This is a genomic window from Rhizobium sp. FKL33, assembly GCF_005222915.1.
In the GTDB taxonomy this organism is placed as follows: Bacteria; Pseudomonadota; Alphaproteobacteria; order Rhizobiales; family Rhizobiaceae; genus Rhizobium_E.
In genome coordinates, this window is the sequence record NZ_STFX01000038.1 from 45,271 (window position 1) to 66,677 (window position 21,407).

The window sequence follows — 21,407 nt, forward strand, 5'->3', positions numbered from 1 at the left end:
AATTTGCTTTTGGCAAGCGGGAATTGCCGCTTGCTTTCCCCCGCTGCATTGCACAAACTCTTGTTCAAACAAGGGGAACCACCGCGCATATGTCGATCAAGGCCAGCATCTATCATCTCACGCATTACACATACGACAATCCAGTTGTCCTGAGCCCGCAGATCATCCGTCTCAAACCGGCGGCGCATTCCAAGACCAAGGTGCTCAGCCATTCGCTGAAAGTCACGCCGTCCAATCATTTCGTCAATCTGCAGCAGGATCCCTACGGCAACTACCTCGCTCGTTTCGTCTTTCCCGAGCCGGTGACGGAACTGAAGATCGAAGTCGACCTCGTCGCCGATATGACGGTCTACAATCCCTTCGACTTCTTCGTGGAGGAGTCGGCGCAGAGCTGGCCGTTCGAATACTCCGAGGACCTCGTCGAGGACCTGTCGATCTACCGCAAGCCAGAACCGACCGGCCCGCTACTCGAAGCCTTCTTGAAGACGCTCGATCGAACCGAGGGCCAGCACACGGTCGACATGGTCGTGGCGCTGAACGCGCGCCTGCAGCAGGAAATCGGCTATGTCATCCGCATGGAGCCCGGTGTTCAGGAGCCGGATGAAACGCTGAAAACGAAGAAAGGCTCCTGCCGCGACACCGGCTGGCTGCTGGTGCAGATCCTGAGGCATCTCGGTTTCGCCGCCCGCTTCGTCTCCGGCTATCTGATCCAGCTTGCGCCCGACCTCAAGGCGCTCGACGGCCCCTCGGGCACCGAAGTCGATTTCACCGATCTCCACGCCTGGTGCGAAGTCTATATTCCCGGCGCCGGCTGGGTCGGCCTTGACCCGACCTCGGGGCTTCTGACCGGCGAGAGCCATATCCCGCTCGCCGCGACCCCGCATTACAAGAACGCCGCGCCGATCACCGGCGGCTATTTCGGCAAGGCGGAGACGGAATTCGCCTTTGACATGACCGTGACGCGCGTTTCCGAACATCCGCGCATCACCAAGCCTTTCCCGCAGGACAGCTGGGAGAAGCTCGATGAACTCGGCGAGGAGGTCGACGCCTATCTCAAGGCCGAGGACGTCCGCTTGACCATGGGCGGCGAGCCGACTTTCGTCTCCATCGACGACTTCCAGTCGGAGGAGTGGAACACAGGCGCCGTCGGCCCTATGAAGCGCGGACTTGCCGACACGCTGATCCGCCGTCTGCGCGACCGTTTCGCCCCCGGCGGCTTCCTGCATTACGGCCAGGGAAAATGGTATCCCGGCGAAAGCCTGCCGCGCTGGACCTTCTCGCTCTACTGGCGCCGCGACGGGCTGCCGATCTGGAACAATCCCGATCTCATCGCCATCGAGACGCGCGATCACAAGGTGACGCATGAGGATGCGGGACGCCTCCTGCAGGCCATCGCCGTCGAACTCGACATCAAGACCGACAATGTCATGCCGGCCTATGAGGACCCGGCCGAATGGATCGTCCGCGAGGCCAATCTGCCGGAGAATGTCGACCCCTCCAATTCCAAGCTCAAGGATCCCGAAGAGCGCAACCGCATCGCCAAGGTGTTCGCCAACGACCTGACGACGCCGGCCGGCTATGTGCTGCCCGTGCAGGCCTGGCAGGCGCGTGTTTCGGGCCGCACCTGGGTGTCGGAGCAATGGCGCACGCGCCGCGGCCGCATCTATCTCATTCCGGGCGACAGTCCCGTCGGCTTCCGGCTGCCGCTCAATTCGCTGCCCTATATTTCGCCCTCCTGGTATCCCTATATCAATCCTGCCGATCCGATGATCGAGAAGCCGCCGCTGCCGGATTTCTCGACCGAAAAGGGTCGCGTGATGCCGGAACATTCCTTTCAGCGCGACATCGCCCAGCGCAACCAGCCCATGGGCCAGTCCTATGAGGAGATCGGCGGCCGCGTGCGCACCGCGATTTCCGTGGAAGTGCGCGATGGACGAGTTTGCGTCTTCATGCCGCCGACGGCGACGCTCGAGGAATATCTCGACCTCATCGCCTCGGCCGAGCGCGCCGCCGCCGCCCTCAAGCTGCCCATCCATATCGAGGGCTACAGCCCGCCGCATGACGAACGGCTGAACGTCATTCGCGTCGCGCCCGATCCGGGCGTGATCGAGGTCAACATCCATCCTGCCTCCAGCTGGAAGGATTGCGTCGACATCACCTCGGCGGTCTACGAGGAGGCTCGACTCTGCCGCCTCGGCGCGGAGAAGTTCATGATCGACGGCCGCCACACCGGCACCGGCGGCGGCAACCATGTCGTGGTCGGCGGCTCCACGCCGTTCGACAGCCCCTTCCTGCGCAGGCCGGACCTGCTCAAGAGCATCGTGCTCTATTGGCAGCGCCATCCGTCATTGTCCTATCTGTTCTCGGGCCTGTTCATCGGCCCGACCAGCCAGGCGCCGCGCATCGACGAAGCCCGCCATGACGGGCTCTATGAACTCGAGATTGCGCTTGCCCAGGTGCCCATCCCCGGCAAGGGCGCGCCGCCCCTGCCCTGGCTGGTCGACCGCCTGTTCCGCAATCTGCTGGTCGACTCCACCGGCAACACCCACCGCTCGGAAATCTGCATCGACAAACTCTTCTCGCCGGACGGGCCGACGGGTCGTTTGGGGCTTGTGGAGTTCCGCGGCTTCGAAATGCCGCCGGAAGCGCGCATGTCGCTCGCCCAGCAATTGCTGATCCGCGCGCTGATCGCCCGCTTCTGGAAGGCGCCGCTGGAGGGAAGCTTCACCCGCTGGGGCACGGCGCTGCATGACCGCTTCATGCTGCCGCATTTCGTCTGGGCCGATTTCATGGATGTGCTGGCCGATCTTCGCCAACACGGCTTCGACTTCCGTCCCGAATGGTTCGAAGCGCAGCTGGAATTCAGGTTCCCCTTCTATGGCGAGGTGTCCTACGAAGGCGCGCGGCTCGAATTGCGCCAGGCGCTCGAACCCTGGCACGTGACCGGCGAAACCGGCGCGGTGGGCGGCACAGCCCGCTTCGTCGATTCCTCCGTCGAACGTCTGCAGGTGAAGCTCGACAACGCCAATCCCGGTCGCTTCACCGTCGCCTGCAACGGCAGGCCGGTGCCGCTGACCCAGACCCATGCCGGCGGCCCCGCCGTGGCGGGCGTGCGCTTCAAGGCCTGGCAGCCGGCTGCCGGCATCCATCCGGTTCTGCCGGTCAATACGCCGCTAACCTTTGACATCTATGATCAATGGACGGGAAAGGCAGTGGGCGGCTGCATTTATCATGTTGCCCATCCAGGTGGGCGGAACTATGAGACCTTTCCCGTCAACGGATATGAAGCGCAGGCCCGGCGGCTGGCGCGCTTCGAGCCCTGGGGACATACGGCCGGTCGCTATCAGCTCTGGCCGGAGCACCCCCATCCCGAGTTCCCGTTGACGCTGGATCTCAGAAGGCCGCCAGGAGTCTGAATTGGCAGCAATTGAAGCGAACGGCAGGAAGGACGACGAGGCTTTGGCGAACAGCAGTTTCGACTATAAGCCGATCGCCGGCGCGCCGGACGAAATGCTCGGGCCGGACGGCAAGGTCCGCCCGGTCTGGCGGCATTTCGTCGACTCGCTCGGCCGAATGCCGGAAACGGAACTGGAGCGGCGTCTCGACAAGGCCGACCGCTATCTGCGCGACGCAGGCGTCTTCTATCGCGCCTATGGCGGCGCGCCGAACGCCGAACGCTCCTGGCCGCTTAGCCATGTTCCCGTGCTGGTCGACGCCCGCGAATGGGAAAACCTGGCCGAGGGCCTCGTTCAGCGCGCCGAACTGCTCGAACGCATCGCCGCCGACATCTATTCCGACAACAGGCTGGTGCAGGAAGGCTTCCTGCCGCCAGGCCTTATCGCCGGCAATCCCGAATTCCTCCGGCCGATGGTGGGGGTGAAGCCGGTCAGCGGCCATTTCCTGCATTTCGTCGCCTTTGAAATCGGCCGCGGCCCCGACGGCAACTGGTGGGTTCTCGCCGACCGCACGCAAGCCCCATCAGGCGCGGGCTTCGCGCTCGAAAACCGCGTCGCCACCACCCGCGCCTTTTCCGACATCTATGCCGAAACCCATGTCCATCGCCTTGCCTCTTTCTTCGGAGCGTTCCGAGATGAGTTGCAGAGCTACAAGAAAAACGCCGACGACCGCATCGCCATCCTGACGCCGGGTCCGGCCAACGAAACCTATTTCGAACATTCCTACATCGCCCGCTATCTCGGCTTCATGCTCCTCGAAGGCGAGGACCTGACCGTGGTCGACGGCCAGGTCATGGTGCGCACCGTCGCCGGCCTCAAGCCGGTCAGCGTGCTGTGGCGCCGCCTCGACGCCAGCTACGCCGATCCCTTGGAATTGAACCAGCAATCGCAGATCGGCACGCCGGGCCTGACCCAGGCGCTGCGCGCCGAGACCGTGACGATCGTCAATGCGCTGGGCGCAGGCCTGCTCGAAACCCGCGCCTTCCTCGCCTTCATGCCGGCCATCTGTCGCCGACTCCTGAACGAGGATCTCAAGCTGCCGTCGATCGCCACCTGGTGGTGCGGACAGAAAAAAGAGCGCGAACATGTCGCGCGCAATCTCGACAAGATGGTGATCGGCCCCGCTTATTCCCGCCTGCCCTTTTTCGACGACGCCGGCGAATCCAAGCCGGGCCGCGCGCTACGGGAAAAAGACCCGGAAATCCTGAAAACGCTCGCCGAGCGCGGCGGCCGCCTGGTCGGACAGGAAATCGTCAAACTGTCGACCACACCCGCCTTCGTCGACGGCAAGCTCGCGCCGCGTCCGATGAGTCTGCGCGTCTTCGCCGCCCGCACCCGCGACGGCTGGACCATCATGCCCGGCGGCTTCGCCCGCATCGGCGCCGGCGACGACGTCTCGGCCATCGCCATGCAGAAGGGCGGCTCGGTCGCCGATGTCTGGATCGTCTCCGACAAGCCGGTGAAATGGTCGACGCTGCTGCCGTCTGAAGAAAACTTCACCCGCAACATGCCCGGCAGCCTGCCGAGCCGCGCCGCCGACAATCTGTTCTGGCTCGGCCGCTATATCGAGCGGGCGGAAGGCGCGCTGCGCATCCTGCGCGCCTGGCACGGCCGCTTCGCCGAATATGCCGACCGGAAGCAGCCTCTGCTCGCCAATGTCTCCGACTATCTGGCGGCGCTCGACATCGACACCGAAGAGGTGGTGCCCGAAAGCCTGCTGATGAACATTTCGAGCGCGCTCTATTCGGCCTCGAACATCCGCGACCGCTTCTCGCCCGATGGCTGGCTGGCGCTCAACGACCTCTCCAAGACCGCGCGCGAATTCCGCGAGAAGATCCAACCCGGCGACGACGCCACCAGCGCCATGACCGTGCTCTTGCGCAAGCTCGCGGGCTTCGCCGGTCTGGTGCATGAAAACATGTATCGTTTCACCGGCTGGCGATTCCTGTCGATCGGACGCTATCTCGAACGCGGCCTTCACATGTCCAGGCTGCTCGGCCATCTCTCCGGGCCGAATGCGCCCGATGGCGCGCTCGATATGCTGATCGAGATCGGCGACAGCGTCATGACCCATCGCCGCCGCTACAATGTCGCCACCGCCCGCCTGACCGTCACCGATCTCCTGGCGCTCGATCCGCTCAATCCGCGTTCGGTCCTTTACCAGCTCAACGAGATCAAGACCGAAGTGGAGCAGTTGCCGAACGCCATCATCAACGGCCAGATGTCGCCGGTGCATCGCGAGGCGCTCAGGCTCTATTCGACGCTGGCGTTGATGACGCCGGAAGGCATGTCGGTCGATGTCTACGCCCGTCTCGAACGGGAGATGGAAACCTTCTCCGATCTCCTCACCCGCACCTATATCGGCTAGGCTCCGCCATGCTTTACGACATCTCGATGAAGATCGGCTATCTCTACGAGGTCCCGGCCAGCGGCGCCCGCCATATGGTGCGCGTGCTGCCGCTGACGCTCGGGCCGGGCCAGCGGCTGATCGCCGGCACGATCAGCTTCGATCCGCCGCCAGAGGAACGCTCCGACTTCGTCGACTTCTTCAAGAACCCGGCGGTCGCCGTGAGCTTCCGCCGGCCTCACGAGAAGATGGAGATCCGGCTCCAGGCCCGCGTCCAGGTCGAGAACCCGTCGCCGCAGGCCGATTTCTCGCCGACCGTCGCCAAGCTCGGGGCCGAAATCGCCGATTGCTGGTCGGTCGAGGCGGAATCGCCGCATCATTTCGTCAGCGACAGCCCGCGCCTCGGCCCCGCGCCGGAGATCGCCGCTTGGGCCAAGACGATCGTCAAGCAGGACATGTCGATCCGCGAAGCGGCCACCGCGCTCTGCAGCCGCATTTACCGCGAATTCAAATATCTGCCCGGCGCCACCAAGGTCGACACGCCCGCCAAGGAAGCCTTCAAACTCAAGAAGGGCGTCTGCCAGGATTTCGCCCATGTGATGATCGTCGCGCTCCGCTCGCTCGGCATCCCCGCCGGCTATGTCAGCGGCTTTCTGCGCACCATTCCGCCGCCGGGCAAGGAGAGGCTGGAGGGCGCGGACGCCATGCATGCCTGGGTTCGCGTCTGGTGCGGCCGCGCCACGGGCTGGATGGAATGGGACCCCACCAACGACATCATGGCCGGTTCGGACCATATCCGCGTCGGCTTCGGCCGCGATTACGCCGATGTCGCCCCCGTTATCGGCGTGCTCAAGAGCTATGGCAGCCACACCACGACGCAAGCCGTCGACGTTGTTCCGGTCAAGCTTTAACCCACTGTAAACACCGGTAAAATTTGCATTAAATTCGCGTATGCGCGGAAACCGGACTACAATATTTCGCTGTTAACTTTTGCGTCGTGACCACTCCATGACGAGAGTAGCATGATGCGACCACGCGGTAGATGTATTACCGAATTGCGCCGCCTGCTGAAAAACAAGCGCGGCAATTTCACTATTATGAGCGCCCTGATCCTGCCGGTCGGGCTCGGCGCTGCGGGCCTTGCGATCGACGCGTCGCAATTGATCGCCAACAAGAACGCTCTTCAGGCGGCGGCCGATGCGGCGGCGCTCGCTACAGCCTCCGCTCTCGCCAAACAGACGATCACCACTGAGCAGGCCGAGGCTTTCGCGGTGGACTTCGTCAAGGGCCAGATGTCGAATCAGGCCAGTGTCGATGAAGCAGAAGAAGAAAATAGCGACTTCGACTTATCCTCCTGCACGCATGTGGACGCAACGGAGACGACGACGGTCGGCACGGCGAAGAAATACAACGTCACGGTCACCACCTGCTACGACGTCGACTATTCGGCGCTATCGAACTTCCTCGGACAAGACGGCGGCCGGATCACCGTCAGCGCCTCGACCATGTCGACCACCGAAAGCAAGAACGCGCTGTCGATGTATCTGGTGCTCGACCGCTCGGGCTCGATGGCGGAATACACCAACACCGTCTCCGGCACCTATACCTGCCGCTATGGCCGGCGCACCTATACCTGCTACACCTATTACGACAAGATCACCGCGCTGCGGAACGCCGCAAACAGCCTGATGAGCCAACTGGCGAGCGCAGACCCCGATACGGTGCTGGTGCGCACGGCGGCGGTGTCCTACAATTCGTCCATGCAGACGCCAGTCAATCTGGCCTGGGGCGAAAACCACACCAAGACCTATATCAACGCGCTGACCGCCACCGGCGGCACGGATTCCAGCGCAGCCTTCAAGACCGCCTATCAGGCGCTGAACGCCTCGACCGAAGACGCGGCGCACGCCAATGTAAACGGTCAGACGCCCTCCAAGTTCATCGTGTTCATGACCGACGGCGACAACAACTACACCTCGGCCGACACCACCACCAAACAATGGTGCGACGCCGCCCGAACCGCCGGGATCGAGGTCTATTCCGTCGCCTTCATGGCCCCGGATCGCGGCAAGGCCTTGCTCAATTATTGCGCCACCACCAGCGCACATTATTTCGCCGCCGAAGACGCCGACGACCTCAACGCCGCCTTCGAATATATCGGCGAACGCGCCACCGAAACGGCCACGCGGCTCACTCAGTAAGCCTCTTTTCTTTTGCCTGCCCGCACGACTTGCCGCCGGCCCCGCGCCGGCGGTTTTTTTGTTTGTCGATCAACAGTTGATCTTGTCGTCGCGGAATGCCTATTATCGGCAAAACAACAAAGATGTTCGGCGGGGACAGACCGGCATCGCAGAGGGGAAACGCCAGATTGGGCAGGGTCGCATTGACACCAAAGAATGCCAGGCCGAGGGGGATTTTCGCACATCATGATCCCGGTCAGCACATCGTCCCGTCACCTTCGATGCGCATAACGGCTGCATCGACATCTCCAATTCGGTAGCGACATCGAGAAGACCATGACCACAAACACCGAGACGTCCGAAATCCCCTTTCCGTCGCCGCGCCCGACCGATCCCGAGGCGCTCGCCAAGGACATCGTCGAACGCCTGACCTACCGAATCGGCAAGGATGTGAAGGTCGCCAAGCCGCATGACTGGCTGACCGCCGCCATCCTGGTGATTCGCGACCGCATCATCGACCGCTGGATGGCCTCGACCCGCCAGACCTACGAATCCGGCGGCAAGCGCGTCTATTATCTCTCGCTGGAATTCCTCATCGGCCGCCTGATGCGCGACGCCGTGTCCAATCTCGGCCTGATGGAAGAATTGCGCGACGCGCTGAAGACGCTCGGCGTCGAAATCGACCTCGTCGCGGCGCTGGAGCCGGATGCGGCGCTCGGAAACGGCGGCCTCGGCCGTCTCGCCGCCTGCTTCATGGAATCCATGGCCACCACCGATGTTCCGGCCTATGGCTACGGCATCCGCTATGTGCACGGCCTCTTCCGCCAGCAGATCGCCGACGGCTGGCAGGTGGAACTGCCCGAATCCTGGCTCGCCCATGGCAATCCCTGGGAGTTCGAACGCCGCGAAAGCGCCTATGAAGTCGGCTTCGGCGGACAGGTCGAATCCGTCCTCGCCCCCGATGGCGACGCCCGTTACGTCTGGAAGCCCGCCGAGCGCGTGATTGCGGTCGCCTGCGACACGCCGATCGTCGGCTGGCGCGGCAAGCGCGTCAACACGCTCCGCCTCTGGACGGCGCAACCGATCGACCCGATCCTGCTCGACGCCTTCAACGCCGGCGACCATATCGGCGCGCTGCGCGAGAGCAACAAGGCGGAAAGCCTCGCCCGCGTGCTCTATCCCGCCGACGCCACGCCAGCCGGTCAGGAACTGCGCCTGCGCCAGGAGTTTTTCTTCTCATCGGCCTCGCTGCAGGACATTCTTCGCCGCCATCGCCAGAAGTTCAACACCTTCGACAATCTGCCGGACAAGGTGTCGATCCAGTTGAACGACACGCATCCGGCCGTTTCCGTCGCCGAACTGATGCGTCTGCTCTGCGATGTGCATGGCTACGAATTCAACGCCGCCTGGGATCTGGTGCGCAAGACCATCTCCTACACCAACCACACGCTCCTGCCGGAGGCGCTGGAGACCTGGCCGGTGCCGCTGTTCGAGCGCCTGCTGCCACGCCATATGCAGATCATCTACGGCATCAACGCCAAGATTCTTCTGGAAGCCCGCAAGGAAAAGAACTTCACCGACACCCAGATCCGCTCGATCTCGCTGATCGACGAAGGCGGCGAACGTCGCGTGCGCATGGGCAACCTGGCCTTTGTCGGCTCTCATTCGATCAACGGCGTCTCGGCGCTGCACACCGACCTCATGAAGGTCACGGTGTTTTCGGATCTGCACAAGCTCTATCCCGAGCGCATCAACAACAAGACCAACGGCATCACGCCGCGCCGCTGGCTGCAGCAGTGCAATCCCGGCCTGACCGGTCTGCTGCGCGAGACGATCGGCGACAAATTCCTCGACGAAACCGACGCGTTGCAGGATCTCAACAAATTCGCCGACGACGCCGAGTTCCAGAAGAAGTTCGCTGCGGTCAAGCGCGACAACAAGGCCCGTCTCGCCCAGTTGATCCAGAGCCGCATGGGCCTGAAGATCGATCCGTCGGCGATGTTCGACATCCAGGCCAAGCGCATTCACGAATACAAGCGCCAGCTTCTCAACATCATCGAGGCGGTGGCGCTGTACGATCAGATGCGTTCGCGTCCCGAACTTGACTGGGTGCCGCGCGTGAAGATCTTCGCCGGCAAGGCGGCGCCGAGCTATCACAACGCCAAGCTGATCATCAAGCTGATCAACGACGTCGCCCGCGTCGTCAATTCCGATCCGGCCGTGCGCGGCCTGCTCAAGGTCGTCTTCGTGCCGAACTACAACGTCTCGCTCGCCGAGATGCTGGTGCCGGCCGCCGATCTCTCCGAACAGATCTCGACCGCGGGCATGGAAGCCTCGGGCACCGGCAATATGAAGTTCGCCCTCAATGGGGCGCTGACCATCGGCACGCTCGACGGCGCCAATGTGGAAATGCGCGACTGCGTCGGCCCCGAAAACATCAAGATCTTCGGCCTGACCGCCGAGGAAGTGTCCAAGGCGCGCGCCGACGGCCACAATCCGCGCGCGCTCATCGAAGGCTCGCGCGAACTGTCGCAGGCGCTGCACGCCATTTCCTCCGGCGTCTTCTCGCCGGATGATCCCGGCCGCTTCGCAAGCCTGGTGGAAGGCCTCTATCAGCATGACTGGTTCATGGTCGCCGGCGATTTCGACGCCTATGCGGCGGCCCAGCGCGACATGGACCAGCTCTGGACGGACGAAGCCGCCTGGTTCTCCACGGCGATCAAGAACACCGCCCGCATGGGATGGTTCTCGTCGGATCGCACGATCCGGCAATATGCAAAGGAAATCTGGAGGGCGGGATGAGCCAAAAGGCAGGAACGGCCGGACGCAAGACAGGTTCAGGGGGAGGAGTTGCGAACGACCGGGCCATGCCCGAAGCCTCAGCGGAGGCGGGCGCAAACGCGCCTTCCGCCGAGCGCCCGAAGGACAACAGGGACTTCCGCATTTTCAATGAGGAAGTCGCCGCCATCGTCAACGGCGTGCACGCCAACCCCTTCGCCGTGCTGGGCGTGCACGAATTCGGCAAGCAGTTCATCGCCCGGACGTTCATTCCGGGCGCCGAAAGCGTGATCGCCTATACGCTCGCAGGCGATGTGGCGGGAGAAATTCCGCGCCGCGATCCGGCCGGTTTCTTCGAAGGCCCCGTCTCGATCAAGAGCCGGCAGCCGCTGCGCTATCACGCGCAGAACGCGCTCGGTTCCTGGGATGTCGTCGATCCCTACGGCTTCGGCCCGGTGCTCGGCCCGCTCGACGATTTCTATCTGCGCGAAGGCTCGCATCAGCGGCTGTTCGATCGCCTCGGCGCGCATCCGCTTCGCCATGAAGGGGCCGACGGCTTTCATTTCGCCGTCTGGGCGCCGAATGCCGCTCGCGTCTCCGTGGTCGGCAATTTCAACAGCTGGGACGGCCGCCGCCATGTGATGCGGCACCGCTCCGACACCGGCGTCTGGGAAATCTTCATTCCCGGCATCGGCGCGGGCGAAACCTACAAGTTCGAAATCCTCGCCAAGGACGGCGCGCTTCTGCCGCTGAAGGCGGACCCTTTCGCCCGGCGCTCCGAACTCCGTCCGAAGAACGCCTCGGTGACGACCGGTGAAATGGCGCATGATTGGCAGGATGCGGCCCATCGCGCCTGGTGGTCCAGCATCGACGCCCGCCGCCAGCCGATCTCGATCTATGAGGTCCACGCCGCCTCCTGGCGTCGCAAGGCCGACAACGAGATGATGAGCTGGGATGAACTCGGCGACACGCTCATCCCCTATTGCGTCGAAATGGGCTTCACCCATATCGAATTCCTGCCGGTCACCGAACATCCCTTCGATCCGTCCTGGGGCTACCAGACCACGGGCCTGTTTTCGCCCTCCGCCCGCTTCGGCGAACCGGAAGGCTTCGCGCGCTTCGTAGACGGCGCGCATAAAGCCGGCGTCAGCATCATTCTCGACTGGGTGCCGGCGCATTTTCCGACCGACGAATTCGGCCTGCGCAATTTCGACGGCACGGCGCTTTACGAACATGCCGACCCCAGACAGGGCTTCCACCCCGACTGGAACACCGCGATCTACAATTTCGGACGGACGGAAGTGGCGAGCTTCCTCGTCAACTCGGCGCTCTACTGGGCGGAGAAATTCCATATCGACGGGCTCCGCGTCGATGCGGTCGCGTCGATGCTCTATCTCGATTATTCCCGCAAGGACGGCGAATGGGTGCCCAACAAATATGGCGGGCGCGAAAATCTCGAAGCCGTGCAGTTCCTGCAGGAGATGAACAAGCAGCTCTACGGCTCGCATAACGGCATCATCACCATTGCCGAGGAATCCACTTCCTGGCCGAAAGTCTCCGCTCCCGTGCACGACGGCGGCCTGGGCTTCGGCTTCAAGTGGAACATGGGCTTCATGCATGACACGCTGCAATATCTGGCGCGCGATCCGGTGCATCGAAAGCACCACCACAACGAGCTGACCTTCGGCCTGCTCTACGCTTTCTCGGAAAACTTCGTGCTGCCGCTCAGCCATGACGAGGTGGTGCATGGCAAAGGCTCGCTGATCGCCAAGATGGCGGGCGACGACTGGCAGAAATTCGCCAATCTGCGCGCCTATTACGCCTTCATGTGGGGCTATCCCGGCAAGAAGCTATTGTTCATGGGTCAGGAATTCGCGCAATGGAGCGAATGGTCCGAAGCCCGCGGACTGGATTGGGGCCTTCTCGATTATCCCAACCACGCCGGAATGCGGGATCTCGTGCGTGATCTGAACCATCTCTACAAGGACAAGCCCGCGTTGCACGCTCGGGATTGCGAGCCGGAAGGCTTCGAATGGCTGATGGCCGACGCGCATGAACATTCGGTCTATGTCTGGCTGCGAAAGGCGCCGGGCGAAAAACCGATCGCGGTCATCACCAATTTTACGCCGGTAGTCCGGGAGAACTACCGGATCCCGCTGCCTGAAACGGGCACGTGGCGGGAGATCATGAATACCGATTCCGAAGTCTATGGCGGCTCCGGCATCGGCAATATGGGCGCGGTCGAGGCCGGGCCCGGGGAACTCGGACGGGCTGCGGCGCATTGCACGCTCCCGCCGCTGGCCACGCTGTGGCTGGAATTGGCAGACTGACGAAATAATACGGGAGGACTTCAAATGGCGGAAAAACGCATTCAACCCCTGGCGCGCGACGCCATGGCCTATGTTCTCGCCGGCGGCCGCGGCAGCCGGCTCAAGGAATTGACCGACCGGCGCGCCAAGCCCGCCGTCTATTTCGGCGGCAAGACCCGCATCATCGACTTCGCTTTGTCCAACGCGCTGAATTCCGGTATCCGCCGCATCGGCGTCGCCACCCAGTACAAGGCGCATTCGCTCATCCGCCACCTGCAGCGCGGCTGGGACTTCTTCCGTCCCGAGCGAAACGAGAGCTTCGACATCCTGCCCGCCTCCCAGCGCGTCTCCGAGACGCAATGGTATGAAGGCACCGCCGATGCGGTCTATCAGAACATCGACATCATCGAGCCCTATAACCCGGAATATATGGTCATCCTGGCTGGCGACCACATCTACAAGATGGACTATGAGCTGATGCTGCGCCAGCACGTCAATTCCGGCGCCGACGTTACCATCGGCTGCCTGGAAGTGCCGCGCATGGAGGCCACCGGCTTCGGCGTCATGCATGTCGACGACAAGGACGTGATCATCGACTTCATCGAAAAGCCCGCCGATCCGCCCGGCATCCCCGGCAACGAGGAATTCGCGCTGGCCTCGATGGGCATCTATGTCTTCCACACCAAGTTCCTGATGGATCTCCTGCGCCGCGACGCCGCCGATCCCAATTCCAGCCGCGATTTCGGCAAGGACCTGATCCCCTACATCGTCAAGAACGGCAAGGCCGTGGCCCATCGCTTCGCCGAATCCTGCGTGCGCGCCGAGACCGAGACGCATGCCTATTGGCGCGACGTGGGAACGGTGGACGCCTATTGGCAGGCCAATATCGACCTGACCGACATCGTCCCCGAACTCGATCTCTATGACGGCAACTGGCCGATCTGGACCTATGCCGAGATCACCCCGCCGGCAAAATTCGTCCATGACGAAGAAGGACGCCGCGGCGCCGCCGTCTCCTCGCTGATTTCCGGAAACTGCATCGTCTCCGGCGCGTCGATCAACCGCACGCTGCTGTTCACCGGCTGCCGGGTGAATTCCTACTCGCATCTCGACCACGCCGTGGTGCTGCCCGAGGTCACCGTGCATCGCAATGCGCGGCTGAAGAACTGCGTCGTCGATCGCGGCGTGATCATTCCTGACGGCCTCGTCGTCGGCGAAGATCCCGAACTCGACGCCCGCCGCTTCCGCCGCACCGAAAGCGGCATCTGCCTGATCACCCAGGCGATGATCGACCGACTTGGCTGAGGCGCAGATGAAGGTCCTTTCGGTCGCTTCGGAAGTCTTTCCGCTCATCAAGACCGGCGGCCTGGCCGATGTCGCGGGCGCGCTGCCGCTCGCGCTCGCGCCGCTCGGCGTGGAGATGCGCACGCTGCTGCCCGGCTATCCCTCCGTGCTCGGCAAGATCGGCGAGGCGACGGTCGTCGCCGAGCTGCCGAGCCTGATCGGCGCGCCGGCGCGGATCCTGTTTGTGCGCCATGCCGGGCTCGATCTCTATGTGCTCGATCAACCCGTCTATTTCGACAGGCCGGGCGGTCCCTATACGGATGCTGGCGGTCGCGATCACGAGGACAATTGGCGGCGCTTCGCGGCGCTGTCCATGGCCGCGAACCGGCTCTGCAACGGGCTCGACCCGGATTGGACGCCCGAGCTGCTGCATGGCCATGACTGGCAGGCGGGCCTCGCCCCGGTCTATCTGAAATACAGCCCCGCGAGCGCCCGCGTGCCCTCGCTGATGACCATCCACAACATCGCCTTTCCCGGCCGCTTCTGGGGCGGGATCTTCGGCGGGCTGGAACTGCCGGCTGAAGCCTATCATTCCGGCGATGTCGAATATTACGGCGACGTCGCCTATCTCAAGGCCGGGCTCCGCACCGCCTGGGCGATCAATACGGTCAGCCCGACCTATGCGGAAGAGATCAAGACCCCGCAATACGGCATGGGCCTCGAAGGCCTGATGCAGGCCCGGGAAGCCAATCTGAGCGGCATCGTCAACGGCATCGACCCCTTGGTCTGGGACCCGTCGAGCGACGGCGCGATCGCGGTGAACTACACACCGTCGACGCTGGAGCGGCGAACCGAGAACCGGCTGAAGCTCCGCAAACGTTTCGGCCTGTCGCCGAGCGAAGGGCCGCTCTTCTGCGTGATCTCGCGCCTGACCCATCAGAAGGGCATCGACCTCATCGCCGCAGCGGTCGACCGCATCGTGGCGGACGGCGGCTCGCTCGCCGTTCTCGGCGCCGGCGACAGCGCGCTCGAAGCGCAGTTGCGCGACGCCGCAGAACGCCATCCCGACAAGGTCGGCCTGGTGCTGGGCTACGACGAGCCGCTTTCGCATCTGATGCAGGCCGGCGCCGACGCGATCCTCATTCCCTCGCGCTTCGAACCCTGCGGACTGACGCAGCTCTATGGCCTGCGCTACGGCTGCATTCCCATCGTGGCGCGCACCGGCGGGCTTGCCGATACGGTGATCGACGCCAATGGCGCGGCGCTCACCGCCGGCGTCGCCACAGGCATCCAGTTTTCGCCCGTCACCGAGGCGGGCCTGAACGGCGCGCTGACCCGGGCCTTCAAACTTTTTGCCGACCATCCACTCTGGACGGGCATGCAGCGGGCGGCCATGCGGTCGGATGTCTCCTGGATCGCCAGCGCCCGCCAATACGCCCATATCTATGAAACCCTCCGAGCGAAGGTATGACCGCGATGATCAAGACCGTTGCCACCACCCCCTATTCCGACCAGAAGCCCGGCACATCGGGCCTGCGCAAGAAGGTGCCGCATTTCCAGCAGCCCAATTACGCCGAGAACTTCATCCAGTCGATCTTCGACTCCCTTGAAGGCTTTGAGGGCAAGACGCTGGTGATCGGCGGCGACGGCCGCTATTTCAACCGCGAAGTCATCCAGATCGCCATGAAGATGGCCGCCGCCAACGGCTTCGGCAAGGTGATGGTCGGCCAGGGCGGCATTCTCTCGACGCCCGCCGCCTCCAACATCATCCGCAAATACGGCGCTTTCGGCGGCATCATCCTGTCGGCCTCGCATAATCCGGGCGGTCCGACCGAAGATTTCGGCATCAAATACAACGCCTCCAATGGCGGTCCTGCGCCGGAAAAGATCACCGACGCGATCTATGATCTGTCCAAGAAGATCTCCAGCTACAAGATCTCCGACGCAGCCGACGTCGATCTCGACACGGTGGGAACCGTGACGCTCGAAGGCATGCAGATCGAAGTCATCGACCCGGTCGCCGACTATGCCGAACTGATGGAGAGCCTGTTCGATTTCCCGGCCATCCGCGCCAAGATCGCCTCGGGCTTCCGCGTCGTTTTCGACGCGATGAGCGCCGTCACCGGCCCCTACGCCAAGGAAATCATCGAAGGCAGGCTCGGCGCGCCGGAAGGTTCGGTGCGCAACTTCATTCCTCTGCCCGATTTCGGCGGCCACCACCCCGACCCGAACCTCGTCCACGCCAAGGAACTCTATAACGAGATGATGAGCGGCGATGGCGCGCCCGATTTCGGCGCCGCCTCCGATGGCGATGGCGACCGCAACCTGATCATCGGCAAGGGCATTTTCGTCACCCCGTCGGACAGCGTCGCCCTGCTGGCGGCCAACGCCCACCTCGCTCCCGGCTACGCCAAGGGCATCGCAGGCATCGCCCGCTCCATGCCCACCTCCGGCGCCGCCGACCGCGTGGCCGAGAAGCTGGGCGTCGGCATCTATGAGACGCCGACCGGCTGGAAATTCTTCGGCAACCTGCTCGACGAGGGCATGGCGACCATCTGCGGCGAAGAATCCGCCGGCACCGGCTCCAACCATGTGCGGGAAAAGGACGGCCTCTGGGCCGTGCTGCTCTGGCTCAACATTCTCGCGGTGCGCAATGAACCGATGAAGGACATCGTCACCAAGCATTGGGCAGCCTTCGGCCGCAATTACTATTCGCGCCACGACTATGAGGAAGTGGCGAGCGACGCCGCCAACGGTCTGGTCGACAATCTCCGCGCTCAGCTCGCCAGCCTCCCGAGCAAGAGCTTCGGCGATCTCAAGGTCCAGGCGGCAGATGATTTCGCCTATCACGATCCGGTCGACAATTCCGTCTCCAAGAACCAGGGTATCCGCATCCTGTTCGAAGGCGGCAGCCGCGTGGTGTTCCGTCTGTCCGGCACCGGCACGTCGGGCGCGACGCTGCGCGTCTATATCGAACGATACGAACCGGACGCCAGCCGCCATGATATCGACACGCAGGAAGCGTTGGCGGATCTAATCGCCGTCGCAGACGAAATCGCGGAAATCAAAAAGAGAACCGGCCGCGATGCGCCGAGCGTGATAACCTGAGGCCACGTTTAAATCCCAATATTGAGGGGCGCTGAATGCGCCCCTCAATTAGCGCAAACTAAACGATCTCCATCTAAGATCCCTGCTCATTGATGGGGGAACGTATGCAGGACGAAAGCGAAGCAACAAGCGCCGAGGAACTACGGCTTCAGGCGCTTGCCAGCTATTGCATCTTGGACACCGAGCAAGAGGCTCATTTTGGCAGGATCGTCGAGCTCGCGCGCGACATTTTCGACATGCCGATTTCACATATTTCCCTGATCGACCGGGACCGCCAATGGTTCAAGGCCGAAAGCGGCACGGCGCTTTGCCAGACCAACCGCGCGGATTCATTCTGTCGCTTGACGATCCAGGAGAAATCGACGCTGGTTTTTCGAGATCTGAGCCTCGATCCCCGAACGGCGTCGAACCCCTTCGTGACAGGGGACCCACATATGCGGTTCTATGCCGGCGCGCCGCTGATTTCGCCGGATGGTTTCGCGCTCGGCGCGCTCAGCGTGATGGACTACAAGACCCAGGAGTTCACCGAGGCCAATGCACGAGTGCTTGCAGGGCTTGCCGCAATCGTCATGGACCAGATGGAGCTTCGCCTGCGCTCGAGCCTTGATTGGCTCACGGGCGCGGCCTCAAAAGGCGCATTCTACAGTTTCGCGCGCGAACTCATGTTGCCCAGCCCCGGCGCGAAACCCTTCGTGGCCCTCATTTCCTTCGATCTCGACCATTTCAAGCAGATCAACGACCGGCACGGACATCTCGTTGGCGATCAGGTTCTGACCCGCGTCACCCAGGCCTGCCGGCGGACGCTCCGAAACCGAGATGTGATCGCGCGGATGGGGGGCGAGGAATTCGCCGTCCTGCTGGAAGGCGCGACGCCGCAGGTGGCCATGGCCGTGGCCGAACGCTTGCGCCAGGCGATCTCCGCCATCGATTTCGGCGATCTCGATGTCGATCTCACTGTCAGCGCCAGCTTCGGCGTCGCCATGGCCTCGGCTGCGACCGCCCATATCGACGATGTGCTGAACGAAGCCGACAAAGCCCTCTATCAGGCCAAGGCGGCAGGACGAAACCGCGTTCATTTCGCCGGCGACGACGGCCATATCCCGGACATCCGCGGCGTCAGCGCCGCCTGAAACCCTTAGCCTCTTGGCTAATGGCGAGCCATGGCCTCCTCTGCTAAATTCATGGTGGAGGAGGACCGCATCGTGCTGATCGCGCTGTTGTCGGACATACATGCCAATCGCGAAGCCTATGAAGCCTGTCTTGCGGCCGCAGACCGGCTGGGCGCGGAGCGTCTGGTAATCCTGGGCGACATTGTCGGCTACGGGCCGGATCCGGAATGGTGCGTGGAGAAGACCCGCGCGCTGCAGGACGCCGGCGCGCTCGTCATTCGCGGCAATCACGACCAGGCCTGCAAGGAGGCCTCCGAGACCATGACCGACGCCGCCCGGCGCGCCATGGACTGGACGCGCAACCAGCTCTCGGACGACGCCCGCCGCTATCTCGGTTCGCTGCCGATGAGCCTCAATGACGAGGACCGTCTCTACATTCACGCCGAAGCCAGCGAGCCGGCGCGCTGGCGCTATGTGCTGTCATCAGACGAAGCCGCCCGGCATCTCGGTGCCTGTAAAGCGACTGTGAGCTTCTGCGGCCACACCCACCGCCCGGCCCTCTATTCGCTGTCCCCAACCGGCAAGGTCACGCATTTCACGCCCTGTTCGGATCAGGCGATTCCGCTCTCCGCCTCCCGCCGCTGGCTGGCGGTGATGGGCGCGGTCGGCCAGCCGCGCGACGACAATTCCAAGGCCGCGATCGGGCTCTATGACACCGAGGCCCGCACGCTGCGCTATCTGCGCGTCAGCTACGACATCGACAAGACCGTGGGCAAGATCCACGCCGCCTGCCTGCCGGAAAGCCTCGCCGGACGATTGATGGCGGGACGCTGACATGGCGAAATCCGCCCTTGTCCCCGGCGACATCATCGACGGTTTCGTCGTCGGCGACCTCAAGCACAATGGCGGCATGGCGCGGCTCTGGAGCGTGACGCATCCTGATCAAGCCTTTCCCATGCTGATGAAGACGCCGAAGATGAGCGAGGGCGACGACCCCGCCGCGATCGTCAGTTTCGAGATGGAGCAGATGATCCTGCCGCGCATCTCCGGCCCGCATGTTCCGAAATTCGTGGCCAACGGTGATTTCGCCCGTCAGCCCTATATCGTTCTGGAGCAGGTTCCCGGCCCCTCGCTCTATCCGATGCTGGAAAAACTGCCGCTGCCGCCGCACGAGGTCGCGGATCTCGGTCGCCGGATCGCGCTGGCGCTCGACGACCTGCATCGCCAGAATGTGGTGCATCTCGACATCAAGCCGTCCAACATCCTCTTCCGCGACACGGGCGAAGCGGTGCTGATCGATTACGGGCTAGCCTGCCACACGCAATTGCCGGATCTGATGGCCGAGGAATTCCGCCTGCCCTATGGCACCGCGCCCTATATGGCGCCGGAACAGATCCTGGGCAAACGCACTGATTTCCGCAGCGATCTCTTCGCGCTCGGCGCGCTGCTCTATTTCTTCGCCACCGGACGGCGTCCGTTCGGCGATCCGCAACGGCTGAAAGGGCTCAAGAAGCGGCTCTGGCGCGATCCCTATGCGCCCCGGACGTTGAACAAGGACATCCCGCCGGCGCTGCAGGAGATCATCCTCAAATGCCTCGAGGTCAATCCCGCCTGGCGCTATCAGACGGCGGCGCAACTCGCCAATGACCTCAAGGATCTCGGCCAGGTCAAACTGACGGCGCGATCGGAGAGGATCAAGCGCGACGGCCTCGCCGCCGTGCTGCGGCGGCGTTTCAATCCAGAGCCCTGGGATCGGGTCGAGCCGCAGGTGGTCGCCGGCCAATATGCCGACGCGCCGATCGTGCTCGTCTCCATCGATCTGGCCCGCGCCGACCAGGATCTCCTCGACGCGCTCCGGCTGAACGTCTCCCGCATCGTCGAGAAATCGCCGGGCGCGCGCATCGCCTGCCTCAATATCCTGCGCATCAACCGCATCAGCCTCGACACCACCCTTGATGAAGAGGGCAACAACAAGCATGTGAGCCGGTTGGTGGAGCTCAAGGGCTGGGCAGCGCCGTTACAGGCGCGCGATGGCGCGATCACCTATCACGTGCTGGAAGCGGTCAATCCGGCCGACGCCATTCTCGACTTCGCCCGGGCCAACAATGTTGATCACATCGTCATGGGCGCCCGCGCCGCCTCCGCCATCCGCTCGCTGATCGGCAGCGTTTCGGGCGAAGTGGCGGCGCATGCGCCCTGCACAGTGACCGTGGTGCGCAAGCGCGCGCTCAAACCGTCAGCGGATCAGGCTTGACGTCAGAAAAACCGAGAAGGCGGCCAGGATGACTGCGCCCAAACGGCGCATATGCGCGCGCTTGAACCTGCCGCCAGCGCTCAGCGCAAAAGCCCCGAAGGCGATCCATGACAGGGACGCCGCCGCCACCAGCCCTGCGAACAAGGCGAGACGGGGTCCGATGTCCAAAAGCGTCCCATGCGGCATGATCACCAATCCGATGATGACCGCCTTGGGATTGAGAAGCGTGGTGATGAACACATGCCGGGCGCCGACGGCGCGCGCCTGTCCGCCTTCCGGCAACCACAGGCGGATGGCGAGATAGAAGATCCACATCGCCGCCCCCGCCTTGAGCGCGGCGGTCGCCATCGGATAGTCCGACAGTAAAGGCGCGGCCACGGTGGCGAGCGGAATGACCACGATGAGATAGGCGAGGACTTCCGCGACCATATAGGGCAGCGAGGCGCGAAAGCCGCCCGCTGCGGCGCCGACGGCCAGCAATGTGTTGGTCGGCCCCGGCGTCAACAAAAGGGCGAGAATCGCGAAGATGAATTCTATCGTGGTCATGTCGATCACCTGAAAGCCTATGCCCCTCGCTTTTCGC

General features: G+C 63.3%; 13 protein-coding genes. 12 read left to right on the forward strand and 1 reads right to left on the reverse strand.

The features are described from left to right. The first annotated feature begins 89 nt into the window (after positions 1-89). From E8Q41_RS21505 to E8Q41_RS21560, 12 genes are all read left to right on the forward strand, one after another. Entirely contained in the window at positions 90-3,416 is a 3,327-nt protein-coding gene (locus E8Q41_RS21505) for a transglutaminase family protein (protein WP_137157623.1), read from the forward strand. A gap of 1 nt (position 3,417) precedes the next feature. Then, positions 3,418-5,823: a circularly permuted type 2 ATP-grasp protein gene (locus E8Q41_RS21510; protein WP_246660277.1), complete on the forward strand. Its 2,406-nt coding sequence runs from the start codon at positions 3,418-3,420 to the stop codon at positions 5,821-5,823. Between the two features lie 8 nt (positions 5,824-5,831). Beyond that, positions 5,832-6,713, forward strand: coding sequence for a transglutaminase family protein (locus E8Q41_RS21515; protein ID WP_137157624.1), 882 nt, complete (start codon positions 5,832-5,834; stop codon positions 6,711-6,713). 114 nt (positions 6,714-6,827) lie between these two features. Beyond that, on the forward strand, positions 6,828-8,003 hold the full coding sequence (locus tag E8Q41_RS21520; protein WP_137157704.1) for a TadE/TadG family type IV pilus assembly protein: 1,176 nt from the start codon (positions 6,828-6,830) through the stop codon (positions 8,001-8,003). Between the two features lie 315 nt (positions 8,004-8,318). Continuing rightward, on the forward strand, positions 8,319-10,784 hold the full coding sequence (locus E8Q41_RS21525) for a glycogen/starch/alpha-glucan phosphorylase (RefSeq protein ID WP_137157625.1): 2,466 nt from the start codon (positions 8,319-8,321) through the stop codon (positions 10,782-10,784). A 65-nt stretch (positions 10,785-10,849) separates the two neighbouring features. Beyond that, the gene (gene glgB, locus E8Q41_RS21530; RefSeq protein WP_137157626.1) at positions 10,850-13,090 is read left to right on the forward strand and encodes a 1,4-alpha-glucan branching protein GlgB; all 2,241 of its coding nucleotides are present in this window, start codon (positions 10,850-10,852) and stop codon (positions 13,088-13,090) included. Positions 13,091-13,114: 24 nt separating this feature from the next. Next, positions 13,115-14,374 (forward strand): glucose-1-phosphate adenylyltransferase, encoded by a 1,260-nt coding sequence (glgC, locus tag E8Q41_RS21535; protein WP_137157627.1) that lies wholly within the window; start codon positions 13,115-13,117, stop codon positions 14,372-14,374. 7 nt (positions 14,375-14,381) lie between these two features. Further along, positions 14,382-15,824: a glycogen synthase GlgA gene (glgA, locus tag E8Q41_RS21540; protein ID WP_137157628.1), complete on the forward strand. Its 1,443-nt coding sequence runs from the start codon at positions 14,382-14,384 to the stop codon at positions 15,822-15,824. A 5-nt stretch (positions 15,825-15,829) separates the two neighbouring features. Further along, positions 15,830-17,461 carry an alpha-D-glucose phosphate-specific phosphoglucomutase gene (locus E8Q41_RS21545; RefSeq protein WP_137157629.1) on the forward strand — a complete coding sequence of 544 codons (1,632 nt, stop codon included), beginning with the start codon at positions 15,830-15,832 and terminating at the stop codon, positions 17,459-17,461. Positions 17,462-17,565: 104 nt separating this feature from the next. Beyond that, positions 17,566-18,591, forward strand: a complete 1,026-nt coding sequence (locus E8Q41_RS21550; RefSeq protein ID WP_170976571.1) for a sensor domain-containing diguanylate cyclase — start codon at positions 17,566-17,568, stop codon at positions 18,589-18,591. 30 nt (positions 18,592-18,621) lie between these two features. Then, positions 18,622-19,404 carry a metallophosphoesterase family protein gene (locus E8Q41_RS21555; protein WP_246660279.1) on the forward strand — a complete coding sequence of 261 codons (783 nt, stop codon included), beginning with the start codon at positions 18,622-18,624 and terminating at the stop codon, positions 19,402-19,404. A 1-nt stretch (position 19,405) separates the two neighbouring features. Next, entirely contained in the window at positions 19,406-20,824 is a 1,419-nt protein-coding gene (locus tag E8Q41_RS21560) for a bifunctional serine/threonine-protein kinase/universal stress protein (RefSeq protein ID WP_137157631.1), read from the forward strand. On the opposite strand, the gene E8Q41_RS21565 is transcribed toward E8Q41_RS21560, so the two are convergent. Continuing rightward, positions 20,807-21,370 carry a hypothetical protein gene (locus tag E8Q41_RS21565; protein WP_137157632.1) on the reverse strand — a complete coding sequence of 188 codons (564 nt, stop codon included), beginning with the start codon at positions 21,368-21,370 and terminating at the stop codon, positions 20,807-20,809. The two genes, E8Q41_RS21560 and E8Q41_RS21565, sit on opposite strands and share 18 nt — an antisense overlap. Positions 21,371-21,407: the final 37 nt, after the last annotated feature.

What these genes read in the sequence shown, in the direction of transcription:
- E8Q41_RS21505 (WP_137157623.1), top strand. Translation starts at nt 90, where the DNA reads ATGTCGATCAAGGCCAGCATCTATCATCTCACGCATTACACATACGAC.
- E8Q41_RS21515 (WP_137157624.1), top strand. Translation starts at nt 5,832, where the DNA reads ATGCTTTACGACATCTCGATGAAGATCGGCTATCTCTACGAGGTCCCG.
- E8Q41_RS21520 (WP_137157704.1), top strand. Translation starts at nt 6,828, where the DNA reads ATGCGACCACGCGGTAGATGTATTACCGAATTGCGCCGCCTGCTGAAA.
- E8Q41_RS21525 (WP_137157625.1), top strand. Translation starts at nt 8,319, where the DNA reads ATGACCACAAACACCGAGACGTCCGAAATCCCCTTTCCGTCGCCGCGC.
- glgB (WP_137157626.1), top strand. Translation starts at nt 10,850, where the DNA reads ATGCCCGAAGCCTCAGCGGAGGCGGGCGCAAACGCGCCTTCCGCCGAG.
- glgC (WP_137157627.1), top strand. Translation starts at nt 13,115, where the DNA reads ATGGCGGAAAAACGCATTCAACCCCTGGCGCGCGACGCCATGGCCTAT.
- glgA (WP_137157628.1), top strand. Translation starts at nt 14,382, where the DNA reads ATGAAGGTCCTTTCGGTCGCTTCGGAAGTCTTTCCGCTCATCAAGACC.
- E8Q41_RS21545 (WP_137157629.1), top strand. Translation starts at nt 15,830, where the DNA reads ATGATCAAGACCGTTGCCACCACCCCCTATTCCGACCAGAAGCCCGGC.
- E8Q41_RS21550 (WP_170976571.1), top strand. Translation starts at nt 17,566, where the DNA reads ATGCAGGACGAAAGCGAAGCAACAAGCGCCGAGGAACTACGGCTTCAG.
- E8Q41_RS21555 (WP_246660279.1), top strand. Translation starts at nt 18,622, where the DNA reads ATGGCCTCCTCTGCTAAATTCATGGTGGAGGAGGACCGCATCGTGCTG.
- E8Q41_RS21560 (WP_137157631.1), top strand. Translation starts at nt 19,406, where the DNA reads ATGGCGAAATCCGCCCTTGTCCCCGGCGACATCATCGACGGTTTCGTC.
- E8Q41_RS21565 (WP_137157632.1), bottom strand. Translation starts at nt 21,370, where the DNA reads ATGACCACGATAGAATTCATCTTCGCGATTCTCGCCCTTTTGTTGACG.